This is a genomic window from Bradyrhizobium sp. Leaf396 (assembly GCF_001424605.1).
Classification (GTDB): domain Bacteria; phylum Pseudomonadota; class Alphaproteobacteria; order Rhizobiales; family Xanthobacteraceae; genus Bradyrhizobium; species Bradyrhizobium japonicum_C.
This window is the reverse complement of sequence record NZ_LMQJ01000032.1, coordinates 1-23,507: the sequence shown is the minus strand read 5'-3', so window position 1 is coordinate 23,507 and position 23,507 is coordinate 1. Positions and strand designations below refer to the sequence as shown.

At 62.0% G+C, this 23,507-nt stretch carries 21 protein-coding genes and 2 pseudogenes; 7 read left to right on the top strand and 16 right to left on the bottom strand.

The window, feature by feature from the left end; genetic code table 11:
- The first annotated feature begins 527 nt into the window (after positions 1-527).
- Entirely contained in the window at positions 528-665 is a 138-nt protein-coding gene (locus tag ASG57_RS38100) for a hypothetical protein (protein WP_155248803.1), read from the top strand.
- A 289-nt stretch (positions 666-954) separates the two neighbouring features.
- Here the strand turns inward: ASG57_RS38100 and ASG57_RS38095 are convergent, their stop codons facing one another.
- On the bottom strand, positions 955-1,095 hold the full coding sequence (locus ASG57_RS38095) for a hypothetical protein (RefSeq protein ID WP_155248804.1): 141 nt from the start codon (positions 1,093-1,095) through the stop codon (positions 955-957).
- Between the two features lie 668 nt (positions 1,096-1,763).
- The gene (locus ASG57_RS24525) at positions 1,764-2,627 is read right to left on the bottom strand and encodes a hotdog family protein (RefSeq protein ID WP_155248805.1); all 864 of its coding nucleotides are present in this window, start codon (positions 2,625-2,627) and stop codon (positions 1,764-1,766) included.
- Positions 2,628-2,793: 166 nt separating this feature from the next.
- On the opposite strand from ASG57_RS24525, the gene ASG57_RS24520 reads away from it, so the two are divergent.
- Complete coding sequence (locus ASG57_RS24520; protein ID WP_162250082.1) at positions 2,794-3,342, top strand: TetR/AcrR family transcriptional regulator; 549 nt, start codon at positions 2,794-2,796, stop codon at positions 3,340-3,342.
- A 190-nt stretch (positions 3,343-3,532) separates the two neighbouring features.
- Positions 3,533-3,715: pseudogene (locus ASG57_RS40135) on the top strand (LysE family transporter); the annotation flags it as partial.
- 42 nt (positions 3,716-3,757) lie between these two features.
- Here ASG57_RS40135 and ASG57_RS24515 read toward each other — a convergent pair.
- The 13 genes and pseudogenes from ASG57_RS24515 to ASG57_RS24455 all read right to left on the bottom strand — a co-directional run.
- Positions 3,758-4,054: pseudogene (locus ASG57_RS24515) on the bottom strand (c-type cytochrome); the annotation flags it as partial.
- Between the two features lie 589 nt (positions 4,055-4,643).
- Positions 4,644-5,909 carry a molybdopterin molybdotransferase MoeA gene (locus tag ASG57_RS24510; protein WP_024343357.1) on the bottom strand — a complete coding sequence of 422 codons (1,266 nt, stop codon included), beginning with the start codon at positions 5,907-5,909 and terminating at the stop codon, positions 4,644-4,646.
- Positions 5,910-5,947: 38 nt separating this feature from the next.
- Positions 5,948-6,481 carry a DUF2478 domain-containing protein gene (locus ASG57_RS24505; protein ID WP_230646878.1) on the bottom strand — a complete coding sequence of 178 codons (534 nt, stop codon included), beginning with the start codon at positions 6,479-6,481 and terminating at the stop codon, positions 5,948-5,950.
- 25 nt (positions 6,482-6,506) lie between these two features.
- Positions 6,507-7,046: a molybdopterin adenylyltransferase gene (mog, locus tag ASG57_RS24500; protein WP_024343359.1), complete on the bottom strand. Its 540-nt coding sequence runs from the start codon at positions 7,044-7,046 to the stop codon at positions 6,507-6,509.
- 1 nt (position 7,047) lies between these two features.
- Positions 7,048-7,776 (bottom strand): carbonic anhydrase, encoded by a 729-nt coding sequence (locus ASG57_RS24495; protein WP_024343360.1) that lies wholly within the window; start codon positions 7,774-7,776, stop codon positions 7,048-7,050.
- A gap of 23 nt (positions 7,777-7,799) precedes the next feature.
- Positions 7,800-8,138 (bottom strand): hypothetical protein, encoded by a 339-nt coding sequence (locus ASG57_RS24490; protein ID WP_024343361.1) that lies wholly within the window; start codon positions 8,136-8,138, stop codon positions 7,800-7,802.
- 9 nt (positions 8,139-8,147) lie between these two features.
- Positions 8,148-8,972: a peptidylprolyl isomerase gene (locus tag ASG57_RS24485; RefSeq protein ID WP_024343362.1), complete on the bottom strand. Its 825-nt coding sequence runs from the start codon at positions 8,970-8,972 to the stop codon at positions 8,148-8,150.
- A 4-nt stretch (positions 8,973-8,976) separates the two neighbouring features.
- Entirely contained in the window at positions 8,977-9,690 is a 714-nt protein-coding gene (gene narI, locus ASG57_RS24480; protein ID WP_024343363.1) for a respiratory nitrate reductase subunit gamma, read from the bottom strand.
- Positions 9,691-9,700: 10 nt separating this feature from the next.
- Positions 9,701-10,408 carry a nitrate reductase molybdenum cofactor assembly chaperone gene (gene narJ, locus ASG57_RS24475; protein ID WP_024343364.1) on the bottom strand — a complete coding sequence of 236 codons (708 nt, stop codon included), beginning with the start codon at positions 10,406-10,408 and terminating at the stop codon, positions 9,701-9,703.
- The gene (gene narH / locus ASG57_RS24470; RefSeq protein WP_024343365.1) at positions 10,408-11,928 is read right to left on the bottom strand and encodes a nitrate reductase subunit beta; all 1,521 of its coding nucleotides are present in this window, start codon (positions 11,926-11,928) and stop codon (positions 10,408-10,410) included. Before narH ends, narJ begins: the two co-directional genes overlap by 1 nt.
- Positions 11,925-15,677 carry a nitrate reductase subunit alpha gene (locus ASG57_RS24465; RefSeq protein WP_024343366.1) on the bottom strand — a complete coding sequence of 1,251 codons (3,753 nt, stop codon included), beginning with the start codon at positions 15,675-15,677 and terminating at the stop codon, positions 11,925-11,927. The genes narH and ASG57_RS24465 overlap by 4 nt, the downstream gene beginning before the upstream one ends.
- Positions 15,678-15,688: 11 nt before the next feature.
- The gene (locus ASG57_RS24460; RefSeq protein ID WP_024343367.1) at positions 15,689-18,427 is read right to left on the bottom strand and encodes a nitrate/nitrite transporter; all 2,739 of its coding nucleotides are present in this window, start codon (positions 18,425-18,427) and stop codon (positions 15,689-15,691) included.
- Between the two features lie 441 nt (positions 18,428-18,868).
- Complete coding sequence (locus ASG57_RS24455) at positions 18,869-19,432, bottom strand: methyl-accepting chemotaxis protein (RefSeq protein ID WP_024343368.1); 564 nt, start codon at positions 19,430-19,432, stop codon at positions 18,869-18,871.
- Between the two features lie 193 nt (positions 19,433-19,625).
- Between ASG57_RS24455 and ASG57_RS38450 the strand changes: the two genes are divergently transcribed.
- Positions 19,626-20,237, top strand: a complete 612-nt coding sequence (locus ASG57_RS38450) for a GAF domain-containing protein (RefSeq protein WP_051160791.1) — start codon at positions 19,626-19,628, stop codon at positions 20,235-20,237.
- Positions 20,234-20,797, top strand: a complete 564-nt coding sequence (locus ASG57_RS38445) for a sensor histidine kinase (protein WP_051160792.1) — start codon at positions 20,234-20,236, stop codon at positions 20,795-20,797. The genes ASG57_RS38450 and ASG57_RS38445 overlap by 4 nt, the downstream gene beginning before the upstream one ends.
- 184 nt (positions 20,798-20,981) lie before the next feature.
- Here ASG57_RS38445 and ASG57_RS39735 read toward each other — a convergent pair whose 3' ends face one another.
- Positions 20,982-21,107 (bottom strand): hypothetical protein, encoded by a 126-nt coding sequence (locus tag ASG57_RS39735; protein WP_283805304.1) that lies wholly within the window; start codon positions 21,105-21,107, stop codon positions 20,982-20,984.
- 186 nt (positions 21,108-21,293) lie between these two features.
- On the opposite strand from ASG57_RS39735, the gene ASG57_RS24440 reads away from it, so the two are divergent.
- Entirely contained in the window at positions 21,294-21,494 is a 201-nt protein-coding gene (locus tag ASG57_RS24440) for a hypothetical protein (RefSeq protein ID WP_155248806.1), read from the top strand.
- 285 nt (positions 21,495-21,779) lie between these two features.
- Entirely contained in the window at positions 21,780-23,336 is a 1,557-nt protein-coding gene (locus tag ASG57_RS24435) for an ISL3 family transposase (protein WP_024342178.1), read from the top strand.
- The last annotated feature ends 171 nt before the right edge of the window (positions 23,337-23,507 follow it).

Sequence of the window (23,507 nt, the reverse complement as noted above, 5' to 3'; positions counted from 1 at the left end):
GCCGACCTTTCGGATTTGATCTCGATGGCAAGCAGGCTTTCTCGACCGGCAGCGACCATACAAAAGCGTCCGGCCCGACCTTTTGCTTTGGCGCAAACAACTCTCATTCGCAGGACGCGGCCGATTGATCAGCGGGCGACGGGACACATGTCGAAGGCCTTTCAGTACATCAAATGGTCGAATCTAGCAGGCTTCCTCTCAACCGCCGACCGCCCCAAGGCGCTTCGCTTAGCGCTGAAAACCAGCGCTGCCCAGCGCGGGTAGAAGACACGTAGCTGGCGCGGCCACGCGCTCGATCTCGCGCCAAATTTAGAATTTCTCTCACTTGATTTTGCGAGTGCGCCTGCAAATTAGAATCTCTCGCAACAGATGCATCGTTTGCTCCCAGCACAAGCTTCTTCGCGAATGCCGCAAATAGCTTCGCGGCCCGTGCAGAGCGGCCTCGCCCTGCGGCGCTTTAGGACAGGCCGACGCGACGTGCGCGGCGTGAATGCTGAAGAAGAAACCATGAATGCAGGGGCAAGTGAATGATCGGGGCGAAGACGGCAATCGGAACGACGACGCGCGTCGTCGGCGTCGTCGGCGTTGTCGTGCTGGTCGCCATGATGGCGTCCGCGCACACGGCGAAGGCGCAGAGCGCGCAGAAGATCTCGGCACCGTCGTGATCACCGCCAAGACCGGCACCGTTGCCTCTCCACTACGCCCGCCAGCGCCGGTCTCGGCGGACGACTCGGCGTCATTCGCGGCCCCGCAGCGATGAGGGAATGGGATATAACCAGCCTTGTTCCGTCGTAGCATGGCGGATGAGGAGGACCGACGTCCGGGCGTCGTTACTATGAAGTCGCGGACCTCAAAGCCTCGGCGCTCCCCCATGGCGGCGCCAGCGCGCACGATTACGTAGCACGGCCAGGATCAAGTGGAGGTATGCCCATGACGGTGGCTGGTGCGCGATGATCAGGAGCTCGACCCGGGAGGTGGCTTGAAGACGGCGAACTCGCCGCTCGCCGGCAGCCGCTGCTCCAGATAGTAGAAGCGGAGCGGCGCGCTGCCAGTAGCATTGTAGATCAGAAGGGGCAGCACGGGGGCAGAAGACATCAGAAGCGTGATTATGCCGGCGCACATGGCCGAGAGCGTGGAGGTCTGACGCCAAGGCTTCGTGTGATCGCCCTGTCGCCTGCACCGTTCATTGCGCCGGTCAGAGGCTGCGAAGGCCCGGTGCCCTTTGTACGCGACAGCATCGCGCCGATCCATGGCTGGCTGATATCAAGCCCGATTCGACTTCGAACAGTGGGAATCAAGGGCACCATCGCCCAAGTCGCGCACGTGCTGCTCGTCATCCTACCGGTCGTCATGTGGCAAGCGGGATCGGCGTGTCGCGCTGTCGGGTGCAGGCGAGCAGCTTCGGCGGCGCGCCGGGTCCGCTGCCGGATCTTAAGAGATTTCGTCCGCGCGTCCCTCACGGCATCGGAGCCCGTATACTGCTCGCCCTCGTGGTGTTGCACGTAGGTGCCGCGGTCTATCACCTTCTGGTGTTGCGCGACCGGTTGCTCGAACGACTCTCCTGGAGGACGCGTCAATGGGGAAGGCGAGGGAGCATAATCGATCCTTCTTGGACTTGATTGGCAGCTCGAGTGCCACTTTCTTGCCGCCAAGCCCGTCGGCGCGGACCGACGACGGAACCCAGATGAACGTCCCTGTCGCATCCTAACTAAGACGCACAGCTACAGCTTGCCAGCCAGCTTATCCCGTGCCCGACAGGACAGTCATGCTGCGATTGACCACGACCCCATGAGGGCGTGGCGGGCATCACCTGCAAGCGATAGTCCGAAATCCAGGGCATCCGGCTTGCGAAGGGCGATGAGAATGGCATCGGCGTCATAGAAGACCGGACCTTTGATCCATAAGATGAGCGTTCCCGGTTCGCCGCCGAGTTGCCCGAGACGATCAAGACAGAGGCCTGCCGCGCGCTGCGGATGCATGAAGGCTGTCGGGAAACCGAACCGGCGCGCATAGCAGCGCCACAGGTGGATGCCATTGTAGTCGCCCGTCAATCCGCCGAATGCCCAGCGACCGGATCCGGGCGTTTGAAACTTTGCAACCTCGACGGCTGCCGAGAGGTCGGGCAACGCAGGTTGCGGACAGTTGACCTCTGCCGGGCCGAAACGTCCCCTATAGAAATATGTGATCGTACTTTCCCAGTCGCAGCGGTCGCCACTTACCAACCGGGTGTGGAGGTCGACCTCAATGCCCTTTTCGACCTCGCGATGCCCGCCGATGCCGGTTTCGAAATCGTATTCGGAGCCGTGATCAAGCGGGGTGTGCCTGACGAGGCGGTTGCGTGTTTGTAACGCGTTCCAAATCGGCAAGGGAAATGCCGGATGCGTCAGCAAGGCCATCTGCAAACGGAAGCCGAGCACGTGCGGGTAAAGCACACACCGGGCATCTCGGCCGGTCGCCTGATGAAAGCTTGCCTCGTGGCTTCCTCCTATGCGAACCCCGGTCCAGCGCTCGACAAGGAGCGGGAATTTCGGTCGTACCGGAAGGCGGGGAAATCGCAGTAAAGCCCGCGTCATGAAGGCGAGTGCGGACGGCGGCCGCCGATGCTGTTCAATGGTGGCGGGGTTCATGACCGCCATCTCGTCTGGTTTCCAGTGGATTTCTCGGCCATAGTGAGCATTGAGAGGCACCCATGCAGATATATAATATTATTATATAATACCATTCTATATGATAGTCAAGAAGAGCAAATCGTCGCGCCCGCGAGCGGCCCACGGCCAGCGCCGACACGACCTGATGGATGCGGGACGCGCCTGTTTCGCGGCATCGGGCGTCGGAGGCGCGACCGTCGACGATATCCTTAGCCGCAGTGGCGCCAGCGTCGCGAGCCTCTATCAGCACTTCCAAGGCAAGGACGGGCTTGCGGCCGAGCTCTATCTCGAAGCGATGGACATGTTCTTCGCCAAAGCTCGGGAGCGCCTTCGCCGGGCCGAAACCACCGCCGACGGCGCCAAGGCTCTGGTGCGGGCCTATTTCGACTGTGCGGAAGCCGACCCGGCAGCGGTCTCCTTCCTGATCGAAGCGCGCGACTATCTCGAAAAGACGCGCTATGCTGCCGAGATCGAACGGAAGAATGCGGAATTCATGCCGGAAGTGGCGGCATGGTTTCTTCAGAAGATTAGGGCGCGCAAACTGCGCGATATCGCCCCGGACTACATCATGGCGATTATCGAGGGGCCGGCTCGCCACTATGTGAAGCGCTGGCTGGCATCGCGGACGCCGTCGCTGAAGGAAGCTCGCGAAGTGCTGGCGCAAGCCGCCTGGGACGCCTTACGGGAACCTTAGACGGAAAAACCCGCGCGCAGCTATGTCCGCGGCCAGCATGGCCGCGAGAGAGCACTCTGATCCGCACAGATTGTCGCCAGATAGTGCGTAGATCGCTTATGATAGAAGTAAGTTAGTGGCGCGATGTTTCTGCTTGCAATTGTCGGGATCAGGCGTCGCTGTCGTCGTCTCGAGAACACTTGTTTAATGGATCAAGGCTGGCCTTGCGGTCACAACAGGAGTTGTCTGCGGCGACGTGATCTTTCTGATCCTGGCGGTCATCGGCTTTTCGGCTGTCGCGGCAACGATGGAATCGCTATTCCAAGCGATCAAGTACGCATGGGCCGCCTGTTTAATTTGGCTTGGGCACGTCCGCGCAACGGCATCCTCGGCTGACCGGGATGCGCGCCGCGCGGACAGATTGGAACGACAGCTACTACTTGGTCTTGCCGTCGGAGTCGTTTTTGCTCAAGGTAGGCGCAGTGATTCTTGGCTTCCGCTCGTTCTTGATGCCGGCGAACGCCATCTTGGTGTTGGGTACCCTGGCCTTGGGTTCCTTGATGTAGTCGAGGAAGTTGGACTCATCCCAAGTGATGCCCGAGTTCTTGTTCGCATCCGAATAGCTGCAGCCCGCGACCGAGCCCGACTTGCGGCCGTCTAGGCCGTTGAACGCGGGGCCAACTTTGTTCTTCGCCATCGGACCGACATCGTGGCAGCTCACGCATTTCTTGAATGGGCGCCAAGGAAAACAGATAGCTTCGACGTTTCCACAGCTTACCTAATTCTCGCAAATAGATGAAGCGCGAACGCGTGCACTCCAATTTAGACTAAACTGCACGCGTTTGTACCCGTTTGACCTCGGTGCATATGAAGCCAATTTCGTTGGGAACGCCGCTAGCGCGGATATCGGCGAGCATTGTAGGCGATGCAGCGATAGTTGGGTGCTAACTTTCGAATTTGAGAATCCAGGCACTAGAGGCTAATTCGAATTCATGATCGGATAACCGTAGCCGTTCTCCTCAAAGAAGAGCTTCACGTTGCCCGAAACGGTACAGGGCATCACCCAACTGCGCCCCGCGCAAGTCGCGTCACGCCTCAACGGCGGATAGCCACAGATCCCGCTTCGACCGTGGGATGGCAAGCTCGACTTTCATTTCCAGCACAAAGTTGACAAGCGTCGAGACCTCCCAGCATCGATGCAGTTCGGATGTCCCACGAAGCACCGCCTCCGTCTCCATCCTTTGCCAATCGACGTCATCAGCAATTTTGGTGTAAAGCAGTCGACTATACTGGCGGGCAGCGCGGCGGTAGTGCCGCACTCCTTATCTCGCAAATGGCAACCAGCATATCTTTGCTCCGCGTTCGATGGATTTCACTTCTGGCGAGACAACGACGAATCCGGCGGCGAGGCTGAGCTGATGCAGCTTGCCGGAATTGGAATCCGGCAACAGCTCGATAAACGGCAAGCCGTTCTCGATCCCCGAGAGAATGGCTGGCAGATAGGTTGTGCGGCCCGGTCGTCCGCTCCAGGTAAAATTGGCAATCGCGGTTCGCTCGCCATCACCGGCGCGCTTGATCCCTGCACAAGCACGGAGCACCTTATCGACGATGACTTCAAATGCCGTGAAGAGCGCCCCCGGATTCCCGGGGAGGCCGACATAGGTCGAGTTAGCCATTCTGCCGAGGACCACGGGCTTGCCGGGTTTGATCGCGACCTTGCGGACCCACAGTCTGCCACCGCAACGCTCGAACGAATCCACCACATGGTCTTCGTCTCCCACAGATATGCCCCCGGCACTGATAATCACGTCGGCGCGGGCCGCAGCCGACTGGAAGGTACTGCGCAACTTCGATGGGCTATCGGCGACGCATCCGAGGTCTGCCATCTCGATCCAGGGCTTTGCAAGCAGGCCGAGCAGGATAAAGCGGTTGGCATCGTAGATCTCGCCCGGCTGGATGCTCTCCCCCGGCTGTCGAAGCTCCGAACCGGTCGTGAATATTGCCACGCGAAGCCTGCGGAATACACGAACGCCAGGATAGCCGCAGGCCGCTGCCACGCCGGCCTGCAGCGCTCCCATCTCGGTGCCGGTCTCGATCAGGCTTTCGCCCGACCTGACGTCCTCGCCGCGCCTTCGAATATTTTCGCCGCTTCGTGGCGCGCGGGAGAGAGCTATCCAGTCGCCCTCCGCATGCACCTCTTCGTGGGCAATGATGGCATTGGCGCCGGCTGGAATCGGCGCACCCGTCAGGATGCGAAAGGCGCAGCCGGCCTGCAACACCGGCTCGTCGACGGTGCGGCGCGCGGCGATGCTGCCGGCGACCTTCAGCCGGGCAGGAAATTCAATGCCTAGGCTGTCCGTATCGACGGCATAACCGTCCATCGCACTGTAATCGAACCGCGGCAGCGGCTCGTCGGCCTTGATGGGCTGTGCGAGAATCCGCCCCGCGACGGCTGAAAGATCAACCAGTTCGGTCTCGGCGATAGGCCGCGCCTCGGACAAGCCGATGGCAACCGCCCGTTCCACCGAGACAAGGTCCGTTGCAGGCGTAAGGCACACGTCGATTTCCGGCTGCAGCAATGCTGCCATTTCGCCTCCGCAAGATCGTTCGAAGTTGCAATCCCTGTCTAGCAGGCCGCCGGCTCGGGACTTTGCGCCATCGCAACAGGAAATGCTCTATTGAGCCAGTCCGCGATCTCCAGGGGATCGCTGGAGAACTCGACCGACATGCCCCCGGTAAATTCGCGCCAGGAGTCGAGATTCCGCGTCGGGATCCCGATTACCACGGGAATGTCGCGGTCGACTGCCATCGCCACCAGGTCGAGCAGCCCACGCCCTTCGGCCTCCACCTTGCCGAACTTGTTGAGGATCAGAATCTCAGGGGCGAGATCGAGCGAACGCGCCACCTGGCCGTTCACTTCCGCGAGCGCCGCCTCGTCGAGTCGACATCCCGACGCGCCGGGGCCGCGGTCCTCGAATAAATCCGTCCGTAGTCCCGTCGTGAGTTCTTCCAGCGCCACATTGCAGTGGCCGGCGGCGTCCGAGCAGACCGGATGTTGCAGCACGCCGGCGATCTTGAGCCCACGATGCCGGCAATCCTGGACGATTCGTTCGAATGTTGCTTGGGGATAGACCTCGTTGGCGTAGACGATCGCGACCAAAGCGGGTTGCCGATGCACGGCTGTGCTATGCGGCGGGACGGAATGCTGCGCATGCATCTGGATTTACCTCCATTCGTCGCGCCCCGATCAGATCGAGGCAGTAGGGAATCGCCGGGAAGACGGCGCTCAGACAGATATCGATGGCCGAGGGGCGTCCCGGCAGATTGACGATCAGGCACTTTCCGCGCGTTCCGGCAGTCTGTCGTGAGAGAATGGCGGTCGGAACCTGTTCGAGGCTGACCCGGCGCATTAGCTCGCCAAATCCCTCCAGCTCGCGAGTGACGACCATGCGTGTTGCTTCGGGCGTGAGGTCCCGCGGCGCCGGACCGGTGCCGCCGGTCGTCAGGATGAGGTCGCAACCGTCGCCCTCGACCATTTCGATCAGCGCCTGCGCCACGCTGTCGGTGCCGTCAGGCACGAGCCTGACGACCGCGGTCCAGTTCGAGGCCACCACCCGGCCGAGAAAATCATGGATAGCCTTGCCGCTGATATCCTCATATTCGCCGCGGCTGGCGCGGTCGGATATCGTCAGCACACCAATCCGCGGCAAAAGATCGTCCGGCACCTCAACCCTCCTCCAGAAACTGCGGTTCAAGCATCGACAGCCCGCCGAAAGCTTCCTCGGCGTGGCGACGAACCATCGTGATCGGCTCGCGACGGTTTGCGTATTCGCCTTCGCGATCGAGGCTCTCCGCTTCATCGAGCGACGACAGCTTCAGGCCGAGATCCCGCAGCAGCCCGTCGCCCAAGCCATAGATCCAGCCGTGGACCGACACGGACTGCTGACGCAGCCAGGCCCCGCGCAATATCGGCGTGGCCGCGATGCGCCGCAGCTGAAGCTCGACGTTCAGCTCGCAGGCGCGGTCCATTCTGGCTGCATCGCTGGGTAGGCGCGCCAGCTCCGGCGCGCAGCGCCGGCACATCTCCCGCACCGGCGCCAGCCAGTGATCGACCAGACCGCCGCCACCCGGCGGTTCGAATGCCCTGCGTATGCCGCCGCAGCCGTAGTGGCCGCACACGATGACGTGCTTGACCTGCAGCGTTTCGACCGCAAATTCCAGCACCGACAGCAAATTCATGTCGCCGGTGTGAACGACATTGCCGACATTGCGGTGGACGAACACCTCGCCCGGATCGAGACCGACGATGTCGTTGGCGGGAACGCGGCTGTCGGAACAGCCCAGCCAGAGATATCGCGGCGCCTGCTGCTCGGCGAGACGGCGAAGGTAATCGGGGTCTCTGCGGGTCCTGCCCGTCGCCCAGGCCACATTGCGGTCAAACAGCTCGTCGATCATCTGATGTCACGATCCGGCGCCGATCACGAACAATCTCCACCACCGCCGCAAGTGCAGCCGGCATGCGCGGGCGCCTCAGGCGCCTCATCTTTCTTCAGCGACCAGTTAACCATGTAGACGAGACACCCCGTTCCGGGATCGTCGGTACGCTCGACGACGTTCATCAACCCCAGCCAGTCCTCGCTGCCGGCGAGATTGGCGAAGCGCCTGACGGCGCCGGAGGCGTATTCGCCTACGGTCTCTTCATACCGGCTGGCCGCATCGCCGACGCGCGCGAACAGCACGATATCGTTGCAGGCGAGCAGCACCTCGCCGGCGGCGGCGTCTTCACTGAAACTGCGGATGATGTCGCCCAGTTGCATCTTCGGCCCCTATTGCAGCAGCGGCGACGCCGCCGCAGCGAGCGCAATTCCCGTTATCTCGGCCCGGCCGGCCAGCACCGAGACATACTGCGCCAGCGCGCGATGCTGAACGCTGGTCGTGAGGTAGTCCGCGATACGGTCGCGCGCCAGTTCGAATGGAAGCACCTGCCCCGGCGCATGCTGATCGAGACGGATGACATGAAAGCCGTAGCGGGTCTCCGCAATGGCCAATTCACCGGGGCGCATCCGCTCCAAGGCGGCCTCGAACTCGGCAACCGTCTGGCCGCGCGTCAGCTGACCGAGCCGTCCCCCTTCCTGCGCCGAGGTCTTGCAAGCCGAATGGCTGCGCGCGAATTCGGCAAACAGCGCCGGATCTGCGCTCACCGCAGCCAGAATGTTCTCGGCAGTCCGGCGACCCGCACTGCGGGCCACGACGTTGTCGGGATGCGCCGCAATCAGGATGTGCGCCGCCTCATACAGGTCTCCCGAACGGAAGCGCTGTCGGTTCTGCTCGTAAAACCTGAGGCAGGCCGCGTCGTCCGGCTCAGGGGTTGCCACCTCTCGCTCGATCAACGCGCGCATGGCCGCTTCCTCGTCGGTCTCGGAACGCCCCTCGGCATCGCGGAGCGGCTCTGCTTTAATGCCGAGCCGCGCCGATTCCTGCAGCAGGAGTTCACGCACGACCAGTGCCTGGGCCGCAGCCTGCCATGCCATGATCGGCTTCTCGGCCGGATGGTTCTGCACCTCACGGGCAATCACCTCGCGCGGAATGACCTTGCCGTTGACGCTGATCGTCTTGGGCTTCGGCAGCGCATTCGTCACTGAGCAATCCACTGATCTACTCCGCCGGTTGAATCGGTCGCAGCGAACCATCGCGGCTTCGCACCACCTGATAGCCGCGCCGGCCAAGGTACCACACCGGCGCGCTCCAGATATGGACCAGTCGGGTGAACGGAAAGACGAGGAACAGCGTCATGCCGAGCACGAGGTGGGCCCTGAAAATCGGATGCACGTCCAGAACGTTAGCTGCCGCGCCGGGCTGGAGCGTCAGGATGCCCTGCGCCCAGGCCATGAATTTCACCATCTCATGGCCGTCCAGATGGCCCATCGACACCGGAATGGTCGCAAGCCCCAGCAGCAGCTGCGCGAACAGCAGCAGCAGGATCGCGGTGTCGCCGAACGAGGAGTTGGCGCGAATGCGCGGATCGAACAGGCGGCGGTGCGTCAGCAGCGCAATTCCGACCAGGCACATCAGGCCCGCAATGCCGCCCGCGACGATCGCCAGCATCTGCTTGAAGCCGTGCGAAACGCCGAGCATGTCGAACACCCAGATCGGGGTCAGCAGGCCGACGAAATGGCCGAGGAAAATAAAGAGAATGCCGACGTGGAACAGATTGGAGCCCCATGTCAGTTGCCGCCGCCGCAGCAACTGGCTGGACCCGGTACGCCACGTATACTGCTCGCGGTCGAACCGCACCAGGCTGCCAAACAGGAATACGGTCAGGCACAGATAGGGATACCAGCCGAAGACGATTGAATTGAGCGTTTGCATGGCTTCCTCCTCACTGCGCACGTGGCGCGGGATCGACCGCGCGTCTGGCATGGCGAAGTTTTGCGATCAGGCCTTCGTGGCCGCAGGCGCCCTGCCCCTGGCTGCCCGAACCGAACCGCACCTCCTCTTCTTCCCAGGCGGCATCGAGCGCCACGAGATCCATCGGATCGGTATCAATGTCCTTCAGCAGTTCGTCGACAATCTCGCGCGACAAAGTTTCGGCCGAGATCGCGACCAGCACATCGAACACCGACTTGTAGTTCGATTGCCGCCGCCCGAGCCGCTCGCCGAGGGCCGCAAAAATATGGGCGGCCTGCCCCAACAGGTCACGGGCCTCCGCGAATGGCTGGGTCGAGAGGAATTCGAGGAACAGCGGCACGTAGTCGGGCAGTTCGTTGGCGGCAATGAACAGGTCGGCCTTCTCGTACATCGCCTTGAGGTCGACCATGGCCTGACCGCGATCGCGGCTTTCGCCATGGATGTGCTCGAACAGATGCAGTGCCAGCGTCTTGCTGCGATCGAACAGCAGGCCGTAGCGCTCCTGCAGATCGTAAACCTCGCCGACCGAAATTTCCTCGATCAAGAGATCGAGCGCACCGCGACAGGTCGCGGGCACCACCTTCTCGGCGTCGAGGATCGCCGGGAACTCCGGCGCCGCGTCGATCAACTCCTGGGCCGGATAGCTCAACAATGCCGACAGGACCTTGAACGTCTTCATCACGCGATCTCCATCGGGTTCTTGGCCTTGCGCGGCGAGCCGAATAAATTGGTTTCGCTTTCGCCACCAGAGCAGCCATTGCCGAAGGTGAAGCCGCAGGATCCACGCATGTCGTAGGCATCGGCGCCGAGCTCGCGGTGCGCGGTCGGAATCACGAAGCGGTCCTCGTAATTGGCGATCGACATGATCTGGTACATTTCGTCGATCTGTGCCGGCGTGAGCCCGACCCGCCGGGCGACCACTTCGTCGACGACACCGTCGATGGTCTTGGTGCGCATATAGGAACGCATCGCCATCATTCGCTCCAGCGCCAGCGTCACCGGCTTCTCATCGCCCGCGGTGAGCAGATTGGCGAGATATTTCATGGGGATGCGCAACGACTTTACATCGGGCATTCCGCCATCGAGCCCGATCTTGCCGGCGGAGGCGGCCGAGGTGATCGGCGACAGCGGCGGCACGTACCAGACCATCGGCAGCGTGCGGTATTCCGGATGCAGCGGGAACGCCACCTTCCACTCCATCGCCATCTTCCAGATCGGCGAGGCCTTGGCGGATTCCAGCCATGCATGCGGGATGCCCTGCCGCTCCGCTTCCGCGATGACCTTGGGATCGTTGGGATCGAGGAAGACGTCGAGCTGCGCCTGATAGAGGTCGCGCTCGTCGGGGTTGCTGGCAGCTTCCGCGATGCGATCGGCGTCATAAAGCACGACGCCGAGATAGCGGATGCGACCGACGCAGGTTTCCGAACATACCGTCGGTTGGCCGGCCTCGATGCGCGGATAGCAGAAGATGCATTTCTCGGATTTGCCCGAGGACCAGTTGTAATAGATCTTCTTGTAAGGGCAGCCGGAGACGCACATGCGCCAGCCGCGGCACTTGTCCTGGTCGATCAGGACGATGCCATCCTCCTCGCGCTTGTAGATCGCGCCGGACGGACAGGCCGCGACACAGGCCGGGTTGAGGCAGTGCTCGCACAGCCGCGGCAGGTACATCATGAAGGTGTTTTCGAACTGGCCGTAGATGTCCTTCTGCACGCCCTCGAAATTATAGTCCTGCGAGCGCTTGGCGAACTCGCCGCCGAGGATCTCTTCCCAGTTCGGACCCCATTCTATCTTCTCGATCCGCTCGCCAGACACCAGCGAGCGGGGCCGCGCGGTCGGCATCGCCGGCATTTCCTTGGCCTGCTGCAGATGCGCGTAGTCGAAGGTGAACGGCTCGTAGTAATCGTCGATTTCGGGCAGGTCCGGGTTGGCGAAGATGTTCGCCAGCACGCGCCACTTGCCGCCGATGCGCGGCTCGATCTTGCCGTTGCGCTTGCGTTTCCAGCCGCCTTTCCAGCGCGCCTGGTTCTCCCAGTCCTTGGGATAGCCGATGCCCGGCTTGGTCTCGACGTTGTTGAACCATGCGTATTCCATGCCCTCGCGGCTGGTCCACACGTTCTTACAGGTGACGCTGCAGGTGTGACACCCGATACACTTGTCGAGGTTCAACACCATGGCGATTTGAGCGCGGATCTTCATTCTGCGGCCTCCAAACGGGGGGGTCCGGGCTGATCTGATGTCGGCGTGTCGAGCCAGTCGACTTTCACCATCTTCCGGACGATGACGAACTCGTCACGGTTGGCGCCAACCGTGCCGTAATAGTTGAAGCCGTAGGACTGCTGGGCGTAGCCGCCGATCATGTGCGTCGGCTTGGTGACAACGCGGGTGACCGAGTTGTGAATGCCGCCGCGCTGGCCGGTCTGCTCCGAGCCCGGTACGTTCACGATCTTCTCCTGGGCATGGTACATCATGCACATGCCCTGCTTGACGCGCTGGGAGACCACGGCGCGCGCCACCAGCGCGCCGTTGGTGTTGTAAGCCTCGATCCAGTCGTTATCGACGATCCCGGCGGCTTTGGCGTCGATCTCGCTGATCCAGACGATCGGACCACCGCGCGACAGCGTCAGCATCAGCAGATTGTCGGTGTAGGTCGAGTGGATGCCCCATTTCTGGTGCGGCGTGATGAAGTTTAGCACCACGGACGCATTGCCGTTCGGCTTGCGGTCGATCACCGGCTTGATGGTCTTGGTATCAATCGGCGGCCGGTAGACGCAGAACCCCTCGCCGAAGGCACGCATCCACAGGTGATCCTGGTAGAGCTGCTGCCGGCCGGTGAGCGTCCGCCACGGGATCAGTTCATGGACGTTGGTATAGCCGGCGTTGTAGCAGACCTTTTCCGATTCAAGGCCGGACCAGATCGGCGAGGAAATGATCTTGCGCGGCTGCGCGACCACGTCGCGGTAGCGAATTTTCTCATCCTCTTTCGGAACCGCCAGATGAGTGTGTTCCCGTCCAGTAAAGGTCTCGAGCGATGCCCATGCTTTCACCGCGACCTCGCCGTTGGTTTCCGGTGCAAGGCTGAGGATGACCTCGCAGGCGTCGATCGCGCTGTCGATGCGGGCAAGTCCCTTGCTCGCACCCTCCTCGATCACGACGCCGTTGAGCTTCTTGAGCAGATCGACCTCATGGTCGGTATTCCAGCTCATGCCCTTGCCGCTATTGCCGAGCTTGTTCATCAGCGGCCCAAGCGACGTGAAGCGCTTGTAGAGGTTCGGGTAGTCGCGCTCGACCACGGTTACGGCCGGCATGGTCTTGCCGGGGATCGGATCGATCTCGCCTTTCTTCCAGTCCTTGACGTCGAGCGGCTGAGCGATCTCGCCGGCCGTGTCGTGCATGATCGGGGTCAGCACGACGTCTTTCTCGACGCCGAGCACTTCCGGCGCCACGCGCGAGAACGCCTCCGCGATACCCTTGTAGATGTCCCAGTCGCTGCGCGTTTCCCAGACCGGATCGACCGCCGCCGACAGCGGGTGGATGAAGGGATGCATGTCCGAGGTATTGAGATCGTTCTTCTCATACCAGGTCGCCGTCGGCAGGACGATGTCCGAATACATGCAGGTGGTAGACATCCGGAAGTCGAGCGTGACCAGCAGGTCGAGCTTTCCTTCCGGCGCCTCCTCATGCCACCTCACATCGACCGGCTTCTTCAAGCCATGCTCGCCGAGGTCCTTGCCCATCACGCCGTGCTTGGTGCCCAGCAGGTGCTTGAGGAAGTATTCGTGGCCCTTGCCGGACGCGCCAAGCAGATTGGAGCGCCAGACAAAGAGATTACGCGGCCAGTTCCGGGGATTGTCCGGATCGTCGCAAGACAGGCTCAACTCACCCGACTTCAGCGCCTTGGCGACATAATCCTTCGCCTCCATCCCGGCGGCCGCAGCCTGCTTCGATACTTCGAGCGGATTGGTTTCCAGTTGCGGTGCCGACGGCAACCAGCCCATCCGTTCGGCGCGCACGTTGTAGTCGATCATGGCGCCATCCCACGGGCCCACCGGCGCCGTCGGCGACAGGATCTCCTTAACGTCCAGCGTCTCGTAACGCCACTGGTCGGTGTGCGCGTAGAAAGCCGACGTCGAATTCATCTGCCGCGGCGGGCGCCCCCAATCCAGGCCAAACGCCAGCGGTGTCCAGCCGGACTGCGGCCGCAGCTTTTCCTGGCCGACATAATGCGACCAGCCGCCGCCGGACTGCCCGATGCAGCCGCACATCACCAGCATGTTGATGATGCCGCGGTAGTTCATGTCCATGTGGTACCAGTGGTTCAGGCCGGCGCCGAGGATGACCATCGAGCGACCGCCCGTCTTTTCGGCGTTGAGCGCGAACTCACGCGCCACCGTGACGATGTGATCGCGCGGCACGCCGCTGATCTTTTCCGCCCAGGCCGGCGTGTAGGGCTGCAGGTCGTCGTAGCTCTTGCCGATGTTCTCGCCGCCCAAGCCGCGATCGACGCCGTAATTGGCGAGGAAGAGATCGAACACCGAGGCGACGACGGTTTCCCCCTCGGCCAGTTGCAACGTCTTGGTCGGCACGTTGCGCTTGAGCACGTCGGGATGATCGGTGCCGGCAAAATGGTCGTGCTCGCGGTTGCCGAAATACGGGAATCCGACCGGCGACATGCCGTCCTTGATGTCGTTCAGCGACAGCCGCAGCCGGGTGTCCCGGTTGCCGGACGTCTTCTCTTCCAGGCTCCATTTTCCCTTCTCGCCCCAGCGGAAGCCGACCGAGCCCTTGGGCACAACGATCTCGCCGGAGGTTTCGTCGTAGGCGACTGTCTTCCATTCCGGATTGTTGGTCTCGTCCATCCCGTTCACGAAGTCGGATGCGCGAAGGAAACGCTCGGGCACGAAGTGGTCGCCCTGCTTCACCAGCCGCACCAGCATCGGCATGTCGGTGTACTGGCGCGCGTAGTCGTTGAAATACTTGGCCTGACGCTCGACGTGGAATTCCTTGAGAATGACGTGGCCCATCGCCATCGCCAGCGCCGCATCGGTGCCCGGCTTCGGCGAGACCCAGAGATCGGCGAATTTCGAGGCTTCGGAATAGTCCGGGCTGATCACGACGCTCTTGGCGCCCTTGTAGCGGACCTCGGTATAGAAGTGCGCATCGGGGGTGCGGGTTTGCGGAACGTTCGAGCCCCACAGGATCAGGAAACCGGAATTGTACCAGTCGGCGCTTTCGGGGACGTCGGTCTGCTCGCCCCAGGTCTGCGGCGAGGCCGGCGGCAGGTCGCAATACCAGTCGTAGAACGACATGCAGACGCCGCCGAGCAGCGACAGATAGCGCGCGCCGGCGGCGTAGCTCACCATCGACATTGCCGGGATCGGGGAAAAGCCGAACACGCGGTCCGGGCCGTAAGTCTTGGCCGTATAGGCATTCGCCGCTGCCACGAGTTCGTTGACCTCGGCCCAGCTCGCGCGGACGAAGCCGCCGAGGCCGCGCTTCTGCACATAGGCCGTGCGCTTCTTCGGATCCTCGACGATCGACTTCCATGCCGTCACCGGCGTCATGAGCACGCGCGCTTCGCGCCACAGTTTCAGCAACCGCGAACGCACCAGCGGGTATTTCACCCGGTTGCCCGAGTAGAGATACCAGCTATAGCTCGCGCCGCGGGCGCAACCGCGCGGTTCGTGATTGGGCAAATCCGGCCGCGTGCGCGGATAGTCGGTCTGCTGCGTCTCCCACGTCACGATGCCGCCCTTGACGTAGACCTTCCACGAGCAGGACCCCGTGCAGTTCACGCCATGGGTTGAGCGGACGATCTTGTCGTGCTGCCAACGCTTACGGTAACCGTCCTCCCAGGATCGGTCCTCGGTGGTCATCACGCCATGCCCGTCGGCGAACTCGGCCTTGGCTCGCGTGAAGAACGACAACCTGTCGAGAAAATGACTCATCGTGAGCTTCCTTATTCGGCAGCTTGGGTAACGGTTGAAATGCGGGGCCCGCGCTCGACATCATGGAGCATTCCGCCTTTGCGCGAATAGACACTCCAGGTGACAGCGACGCAGATCACGTAGAAGATGAAGAACCCCCACAGCGCGCCCTCAACACCACCAGTGAGATCGATCGAGGTCCCGTAGGACTTCGGGATGAAGAAGGCGCCGAAGGCTGCGATTGCCGACGTGAAGCCCGTGATGGCCGCCGATTCCTTTTCGGCCTGGCGCTGGCGGGTCGAGGCATCAGCGGTAGGCATCAGCCGGTCTATTTCCTTCCGCATGATGTTCGGGATCATTTGGAAGGTCGAGGCATTGCCAACGCCTGTTGCGAAGAACAGGATGAGGAACATCGCGAAGAAGCCCCAGAATGCCCCCGGCTGGTCCTTGATGCCGATGAAGTAGAGGATGCCGAGCACGCCGAGCATCATCAGGATGAACACCCAGAAGGTGACCCGCGCCCCACCCCATTTATCGGAGATCCAGCCCGTCGCCGAGCGCGAGAGCGCACCGATGAGAGGCCCGAGGAAGACCAACGGCAGCGCGTCAACTGCGGGGAATTGAGTCTTGGCGAGCAGCGGGAACCCGGCGGAGTAGCCGATGAACGAACCGAAGGTGCCGGTATAGAGCCAGCACATGATCCAGTTGTGCTTGCGCTGGAAAATCACGGCCTGATCAGCGAACGAGGCCTTGGCGGAAGAGATGTCGTTCATGCCAAACCAGGCTGCGAACGCGCTGGCGACGATGAACGGCACCCAGATGAAGCCGGCGTTCTGCAGCCACAGCGAGGACGTCTGTGTTCCGCTGCTAACCGTCGTAGGATCGCCGCCGAACCAGCCGAACACGCCGACGGTGATGATGATTGGTACCACGAACTGCACGGTGGAGACGCCCAGATTGCCGAGGCCGGCGTTCAGCGCGAGGGCATTTCCCTTCTCTGCCCGCGGGAAGAAGAAGGAGATGTTGGCCATCGACGAGGCGAAGTTACCGCCGCCGAAACCGCACAGCAGCGCCAGAGCGAGGAACACCGGATAAGGCGTCGACGGATTCTGCACGGCATAGCCGATTCCGACCGCCGGGATCAGCAGTGACCATGTCGCGAGCGTCGTCCAGAGCCGGCCGCCGAAGATCGGCACCATGAAGGAGTAGAAGATCCGCAGCACCGCGCCGGAAATGCCCGGCAGCGCCGCCAGCCAGAACAGTTCGGCCGTGGTGAACTTGAAGCCGACCGAAGGCAGCTTCGCGACCACCACGGACCAGACCTGCCACACCGCGAACGACAGCAACAGCGCCGGGATTGAAATCCAGAGATTGCGGCGCGCGATTGCGCGCCCGCCCCCCTCCCAGAATGTCCTGTCTTCCGGACGCCAGTCGGTCAAGACAGCGCCGGACAGCGCACCGACATGCTCGGGCTTGTGAATCGTTTCCATTTCGGGAAGTTCGGGAAGTTTCTTGAGCTCTTCGCCGGCGATGCCGCGCTCCATCTGCCGGATTGCCATATGCATCCAGGCCAGAGAACCTGCGACGAGCAGGAACAGCAGCATGAAGCAACTGGTCCACAGACCCGTCAGGTCGACCAGCGCGCCGAATACGATCGGCAGCACGAAACCGCCGAGGCCCCCGATCATGCCGACCAGTCCACCGACCGCGCCGACATTCCTGGGATAATAGACCGGGATGTGCTTGTAGACCGCGGCCTTGCCCAGCGCCATGAAGAAGCCAAGCACGAAGACGATCACCGTGAATGGCACTAGCCCCATTTCCAGATGGAAGGCGACGGTACCGTTGACCGTCTTCACCAGATAGTCGGTCGGAGGATAGGACAGCACGAAGGTAGCGACGATGCTGACCAGGAAAGTCCAGTACATGACGCGCCGTGCGCCGTAACGATCGGAAAGATGGCCGCCATAGGCGCGGAACACGCTGGCCGGCAGCGAGAACATCGCAGCCACCATGCCGGCGGTCTTGATGTGGACGCCATAAACCTTGATGAGATACTGCGGCAGCCACAGCGCCAATGCGACAAAGGCGCCGAACACGAAGAAGTAATAGAGCGCGAAACGCCATACCTGGATGTTCTTGAGCGGCTCAAGCTCCAGCCATGCGCTCTTTGGCTTCTCGTTGTTCTTGTGCCGCGCTTGGACGACGGGATCTTCTTCGGAGAAGAGCCAGAATGCAATGCCCATCAGGCCGATGACGAGCGCCCAGACCTGCGCCACGGTCTGCCAGCCGTAGGCTACCAGCACGAACGGCGCGATGAATTTTGTCACGGCCGCGCCGACATTGCCGGCGCCGAAGATGCCAAGCGCGGTGCCCTGCCGTCCAGCAGGATAAAACCGCGAAACATAGGCGACGCCGACCGCAAACGATCCGCCAGCTATGCCGACAAAGAAGGCCGCTACCAGGAATTCAGGATAGGTATGCGCCCAAGTCAGCAGATATGTTGCGAGCGCCGCGGCCAGCATGACGATGGTGTAGACCCGCCGGCCGCCATATTGATCGGTCCAGATACCGAGCAAAAGCCGGATCAACGATCCGCTGAGAATGGGTGTGCCGACCAGGAGGCCGAACTGGGTGCCATTCAGGCCCAGCTCCTGCTTGATGCGGATGCCGATGATCGAGAAGATCGTCCACACGGCAAAGCATATTGTGAAGGCAATGGTTGAAAGCCAGAGCGCCCGGCCCCGATGCGCAGTCGTTGTTGCATCCATGATGGTCCCCTCGCCAGTTCGAAGGGCATGTATCGCCCGAAGCGCAGATTTGAAGTTTGCGCTGCGTCAATTGAAGTGCGATGAGGCGACTTTTATCGCCAGCGACCGCGTGAACTCCCCGCGAACAGCCGCTTGATCCATGTCAATGCGAGCGGCTCGAAACGACTGGATTATGAGTTGATATGATGCCCGACAAGGCGTTGCAGTGCTTCTCCGCGCATCAGGTGATCGCGCTGCCGTGGTCGGCTTTCGCCGGAAGGGACGCGGCCTCTGAGAAAATTGTTGGTCATCGGTGTATCCGGATAAATTGCCGCCAACTCCCGTATCCCGACGCGGGTCGCGAGGATTACCGTAAAGTGCCGCGATTAATTGCAGATCAATTCTCTTGTCGGAATTCGGCAGAGGCAAAATCATGCGACACGAACCATCGTCAGGAAGGTATCAACCTCCTGCTTGAGACGTTGTCCGTCCGCCGAAAGAGATTTCGCGGAGGTGAACACCTGGGTCGAAGCCGCACCGGGTTCGGTGGCCACTTCTCAACTTCAGCGATGCCGGCGAAACGTGGGAATCGCCCACAGCAGCTTGCTGCACGTTGCGCGAAATCTCGCGCTTGGCGTTTCTCTGCTCCTCCGCGGCGGCCGCGATCGCACCCGTGATCTCCGACATGCTGTCGATCGTGGACATGATCACCTTGATCGCCACGACCACCGCCGATGCCGTCGATTGGATCTCTCCGACGTGGCCGGAGATCTGGCTGGTGGCGTTGGCCGTCTGTGCGGCCAATTCCTTGACCTCGGAGACGACCACCGCGAGACCTCGTCCGGCCTCCTCCCCGGCCCGCGCCGCCACGATCATCGCGTTGAGCGCAAGAAGGTTCGTCTGTTCGGCGATGGCCGTAATAGTGTGACGATGCTGCCGACCTTGTCCGCCGCCGTCGCGAGCTTGACCATCGACTGGTCGGTGCCGCTCGCCTGTCCAGCGCGAAGTGCTGCTGCGGAAGGCCATCGCCGCGGAGAACGTCCCGCAGCTTGAGGGCTTTCCCACGGGCAGTCCGACGGACGTCCCGGTCCCAGTCCGCGCGCGGGCCCTTCAAGCTGACGCCGCGACCGAAGATGCGGCGAAGCCAGTGGTTCATGCTGGTAGAGGCGGAAGGGCGGTGGCAAGATGGGGGTATCAGGCACCAGTCAAGTCCTTGGCCATGCGGTCGCAGACCCAGTTTCCAGAACCGATCGCGACGGTGTTCATCACCGACCAACTCGCCGGCCGCCAGGCGGCGGCCCCCGATTTCGTGCGCGAGAAGCTGGCGATCCAGGACCTCGCAGATGTCATGTGCGACCATCCGGATGAAGTTCTCCAGCGCCTGGTCAAGCTCGGCATGGAGATCTGCGATGCGCACTCGGCCGGCATTAGCATCCTCGAGCCAATGAATGGCCAATTCCGCTGGCGCGCCCTGACCGGCGAACTCGCGACATTCGGGGGTGCCACCACCCCGCGGGATTTCAGTCCTTGCGGCGTCTGCCTGGATTTGGTCGAACCGATCCTCATGGAACGACCCGAGCGCGCCTACGACTGGATCCGCGACGCGGGCATCGCGGTCCCCGAGGTCTTGCTCGTGCCTCTGAAGGTGAAGGGCGCCTCTGCAATCGGCACCTTGTGGCTGGTGACCACCGATCTTGGCCACTTCAACAAGGAGCATGCGCGCATCATGACCGAACTGGCCGCCTTCGCAGGCGTGGCACTGCGGATGATCCAAGGCGAACAGCGGCTCAACTTGGCCATGCAGCAGCAGGAAACTCTGATCGGGAGATGAGCCACCGCATCAAGAACCTCTTCAGCGTGGCCGGCAGCATGGTGCGGATGACGGCGCGCAATTCGGCGACGAAAGAGGAACTCGCCGAGACGCTCTCGGGCCGCCTGCATGCGCTATCGCAGGCGAACGGGCTGATCCGCCGGTCCTTCGGCACCGACGTCTCCGCGGTCGCGAGCTTCTCCGATCTCGTGGCGCGGATCCTGCGCCCCTTCGAGAGATCGAGCTCCGTCGTGGAAGGACCCCCGCTCGCGATCGGAGAACAGGCGACCAACCACCTCGCCCTCGTCTTCCACGAACTGGCGACCAACGCGTCGAAGTACGGCGCGCTGAGCCGCGATGGCGGCGGCGTGATGGTTGCATGGTCGGTCGACGCCGACAGGATCGTGATCAACTGGACAGAGAAGGGCGCGCTCGACGTGGCCGAGCCGTCTGCCGCCGGCTTCGGCACGAAGCTTGTAGAGATTACGATCGAGCGGATCGGGGGCTCGATCAAACGCGACTGGCGGTCGGATGGATTGCGCGTCCGGATCGCATTGCCGTCGGCCGCGCTGCAAGGCTGACAGCGCTCGGTGCGCGAGGAACCCCTTCTGGTCGACGGCGACTCCTTCGCCTGAATTTCGGAGAGTTCATGAGCGAAATCCGGAAAGCGCACATCGGCGCATCATCGCATCATGTGCGATCTCGTTGCTTCTCGTTGTCGCCCTGAGCGGAGCGGCACTCGGTACGGAGGGGGTCGGGCCGGGCTCAAGTGCGCTTCGATTTCAGAGCCTTCGCCACCGCCCTCTCCACGAACTGCCAGGCCTTCAAATCCTGCATCGCGGCCGCCTCCTTGAGCGCCTCGATGATCTCCGGCTTCATGTACGTCAGCAACGCTTTTCTTCCGTCGCGTCTGACGGACGCCTTCGCGCTCTTCTTCGCCGCTTTCATCCTGTCCGCATTCCATGAGGGCGATTCCCGTGAGGAACGCGGTCCGGCGCGATTTCAAGATCCAGGCGACCCTTGATCCCGGCGTCCGCCGCATCGAGTACCATCACCGCGTTGGCGTCGGACCGCTGCGTGCCGGTCGACGCCCTGGTCCTCCACCGCGACGACGGCCGCGATACCGTGGAGGTGATCTACGCCCTCGCCTGCGAAGACAGCTTTGCCCGTCTCAGAGAAATCGGATACCATGAGCGGCGGGAGCATGAGACGGAACGGATCGAGGAAGTACGCGGCAAGCAAGGCAGCGGCGCGCAGCGGCTGACGTCCCTTGCGTGATCACGCGCCGCTGCGTCGATCGGCGACGAAGCCACGAGGCGACTGCAGAAATCGTGCATTGGCAACATCAGACTGAGTGGACTGTTCGTGCCCCTCCCCGGGCGGAACGACGGCGTGCAACTTGGACGTGTGTGCGAGTTCCTTGGCCGATGAGCGAGACGTTGGGCAAATTCCGATCACTCAGAACTTGGCTGTCCCGTGTCATTCGGCTTGCAATATTGGGTCTGACTCATTTCTGATGAAGTTTGCCGGGCGACTGTGGTTCTTCAACGGAGAATCGGCGCCATGCGGACAGGCTTTCGAATTTCATCGCTCGTACCGAGTGGTTTGGTGTTTGATGGCGTAAGTGATTCAGAGGATTCGGTTATTCTGGCTGTTCGGTCAGAGGCTGCCGAGGCCCAGTGCCCTTTGTGCACGACAGCATCGCGCCGAATCCATAGCCGTTACATCCGGCACGTGGCCGATTTGCCATCAGCGGGCAGAAAGGTGCGCCTCCGATTGCTCACGCGGCGCTTCACATGCGAGGTGCCGCATTGCCGCCGGCGGATCTTCGCGGAGCGGTTCGGAGAAGACATCGTCCCGCTGCGACGGCGTCGGACAGCACGGCTGGAATACATCGTCCATCACTTGGGGTTGGCGCTCGGCGGCCGGCCGGCGGCAAGCTTCGCCAAGCGGCTCATGCTGCCTGTCAGCAACGATACCTTGCTACGGGTGGTCCGCCGGCGGACGGCGATGCCGACCGATCCATTGCTTGTTGTGGGCATCGATGACTGGGCGTTCCGGAGAAACCATCGATACGGGACGATCGTGTGCGATTTGGAGCGTCGGCGGATCGTAACCCTGCTGCCCGACAGGGAGACTGCGACCGTTCGGGCGTGGCTATCGAAGCACCCAGCGATCAAAATTGTGTCGCGGGATCGCGGTGGTGGATATGGCGAGGCAGCAGCCAAGGCGCTCCCGAACGCCATCCAGGTCGCCGACCGTTGGCATCTGATGGAAAATGCGAGCGCGGCCTTACTTGATGCGGTGCGCCGCTCCATGAACAGAATCCGAACCGCAATCGGAGCGACAACGATCAATCCGGAATTGCTGACCTATGCGGAAAAGCTGCGCTATCAGGGCTATCTGCGGCGCCAGGACAGCCATGCCGCAATTGCGGCTCTCATCAGCGACGGTGTGCCGTTCAAGGAGATCGTCCGCCGCACAGGACATAGTCGCAATCTGGTTCGCCAAATTAGCCGCGGTGGCGGTACGGATATGTTCCGCACCCGTCAAAGCACCCTGGACGGGCACCTGCCGTTCCTGGACGGGCAATGGTCAGGCGGCTGTCGCAACGGTGCCGAACTCTGGCGCCGTTTGAAGGGACAAGGCTTCAAGGGATCGCTGCGCGTGGTGGCGGAATGGGCGACGCGACGGCGGCGTGCCGAGACTATCAGCCATCAACAATTGCAGAAGGTCCCCGCCGCCAGGACGATAGCGCAGCTGATGACGACGAAGCGCGACCACCTGACCAGGGCCGAGACCGTCACGCTTGCCGTCATCGAGCAAAACGTTCCTATGCTGGCCGATGCCCAAGCTCTCGTTGGCCGCTTCCACGCGATGATCCGAAAGAAGGCCGAGATGGAGCTCGAACCTTGGATTGAGGAATCCAAGCGGAGCCTCATTGCCTCGTTCGCGAATGGCATTGCCAACGATAAGGGCGCGGTGCACGCGGCTATCACGCAACCATGGTCCAATGGCCAGGTGGAAGCTCAGATCACCAAGCTCAAGCTGGTCAAACGGCAAATGTACGGGCGCGCTAAGCTCGATCTCCTTCAGGCTAGGCTGATTGGTGCGCCATAAAAACAATCCCGATCATCGAATATGCGTCAGAGCCCAATATTGACCCCCTAAGCCGGGGGATCGGCGTCCAAAATTGGCTCTGACTCATATGTGGAACGGCCCGGGCTGCAAGGTCTTTCTCTGGTTGAACAAGGGATGACGGTGCGGTCATATGTTCGGCCTGTGAACGCG

Excerpts from the sequence above, each read along its gene's own strand:
- ASG57_RS38100 (WP_155248803.1), top strand. The coding sequence starts at position 528 with ATGATCGGGGCGAAGACGGCAATCGGAACGACGACGCGCGTCGTCGGC.
- ASG57_RS38095 (WP_155248804.1), bottom strand. The coding sequence starts at position 1,095 with ATGTCTTCTGCCCCCGTGCTGCCCCTTCTGATCTACAATGCTACTGGC.
- ASG57_RS24525 (WP_155248805.1), bottom strand. The coding sequence starts at position 2,627 with ATGAACCCCGCCACCATTGAACAGCATCGGCGGCCGCCGTCCGCACTC.
- ASG57_RS24520 (WP_162250082.1), top strand. The coding sequence starts at position 2,794 with ATGGATGCGGGACGCGCCTGTTTCGCGGCATCGGGCGTCGGAGGCGCG.
- ASG57_RS24510 (WP_024343357.1), bottom strand. The coding sequence starts at position 5,909 with ATGGCAGCATTGCTGCAGCCGGAAATCGACGTGTGCCTTACGCCTGCA.
- ASG57_RS24495 (WP_024343360.1), bottom strand. The coding sequence starts at position 7,776 with ATGATCGACGAGCTGTTTGACCGCAATGTGGCCTGGGCGACGGGCAGG.
- ASG57_RS24490 (WP_024343361.1), bottom strand. The coding sequence starts at position 8,138 with ATGCAACTGGGCGACATCATCCGCAGTTTCAGTGAAGACGCCGCCGCC.
- narI (WP_024343363.1), bottom strand. The coding sequence starts at position 9,690 with ATGCAAACGCTCAATTCAATCGTCTTCGGCTGGTATCCCTATCTGTGC.
- narJ (WP_024343364.1), bottom strand. The coding sequence starts at position 10,408 with ATGAAGACGTTCAAGGTCCTGTCGGCATTGTTGAGCTATCCGGCCCAG.
- narH (WP_024343365.1), bottom strand. The coding sequence starts at position 11,928 with ATGAAGATCCGCGCTCAAATCGCCATGGTGTTGAACCTCGACAAGTGT.
- ASG57_RS24465 (WP_024343366.1), bottom strand. The coding sequence starts at position 15,677 with ATGAGTCATTTTCTCGACAGGTTGTCGTTCTTCACGCGAGCCAAGGCC.
- ASG57_RS24460 (WP_024343367.1), bottom strand. The coding sequence starts at position 18,427 with ATGGATGCAACAACGACTGCGCATCGGGGCCGGGCGCTCTGGCTTTCA.
- ASG57_RS24455 (WP_024343368.1), bottom strand. The coding sequence starts at position 19,432 with ATGGCCTTCCGCAGCAGCACTTCGCGCTGGACAGGCGAGCGGCACCGA.
- ASG57_RS38450 (WP_051160791.1), top strand. The coding sequence starts at position 19,626 with ATGCGGTCGCAGACCCAGTTTCCAGAACCGATCGCGACGGTGTTCATC.
- ASG57_RS38445 (WP_051160792.1), top strand. The coding sequence starts at position 20,234 with ATGAGCCACCGCATCAAGAACCTCTTCAGCGTGGCCGGCAGCATGGTG.
- ASG57_RS24435 (WP_024342178.1), top strand. The coding sequence starts at position 21,780 with ATGCGGACAGGCTTTCGAATTTCATCGCTCGTACCGAGTGGTTTGGTG.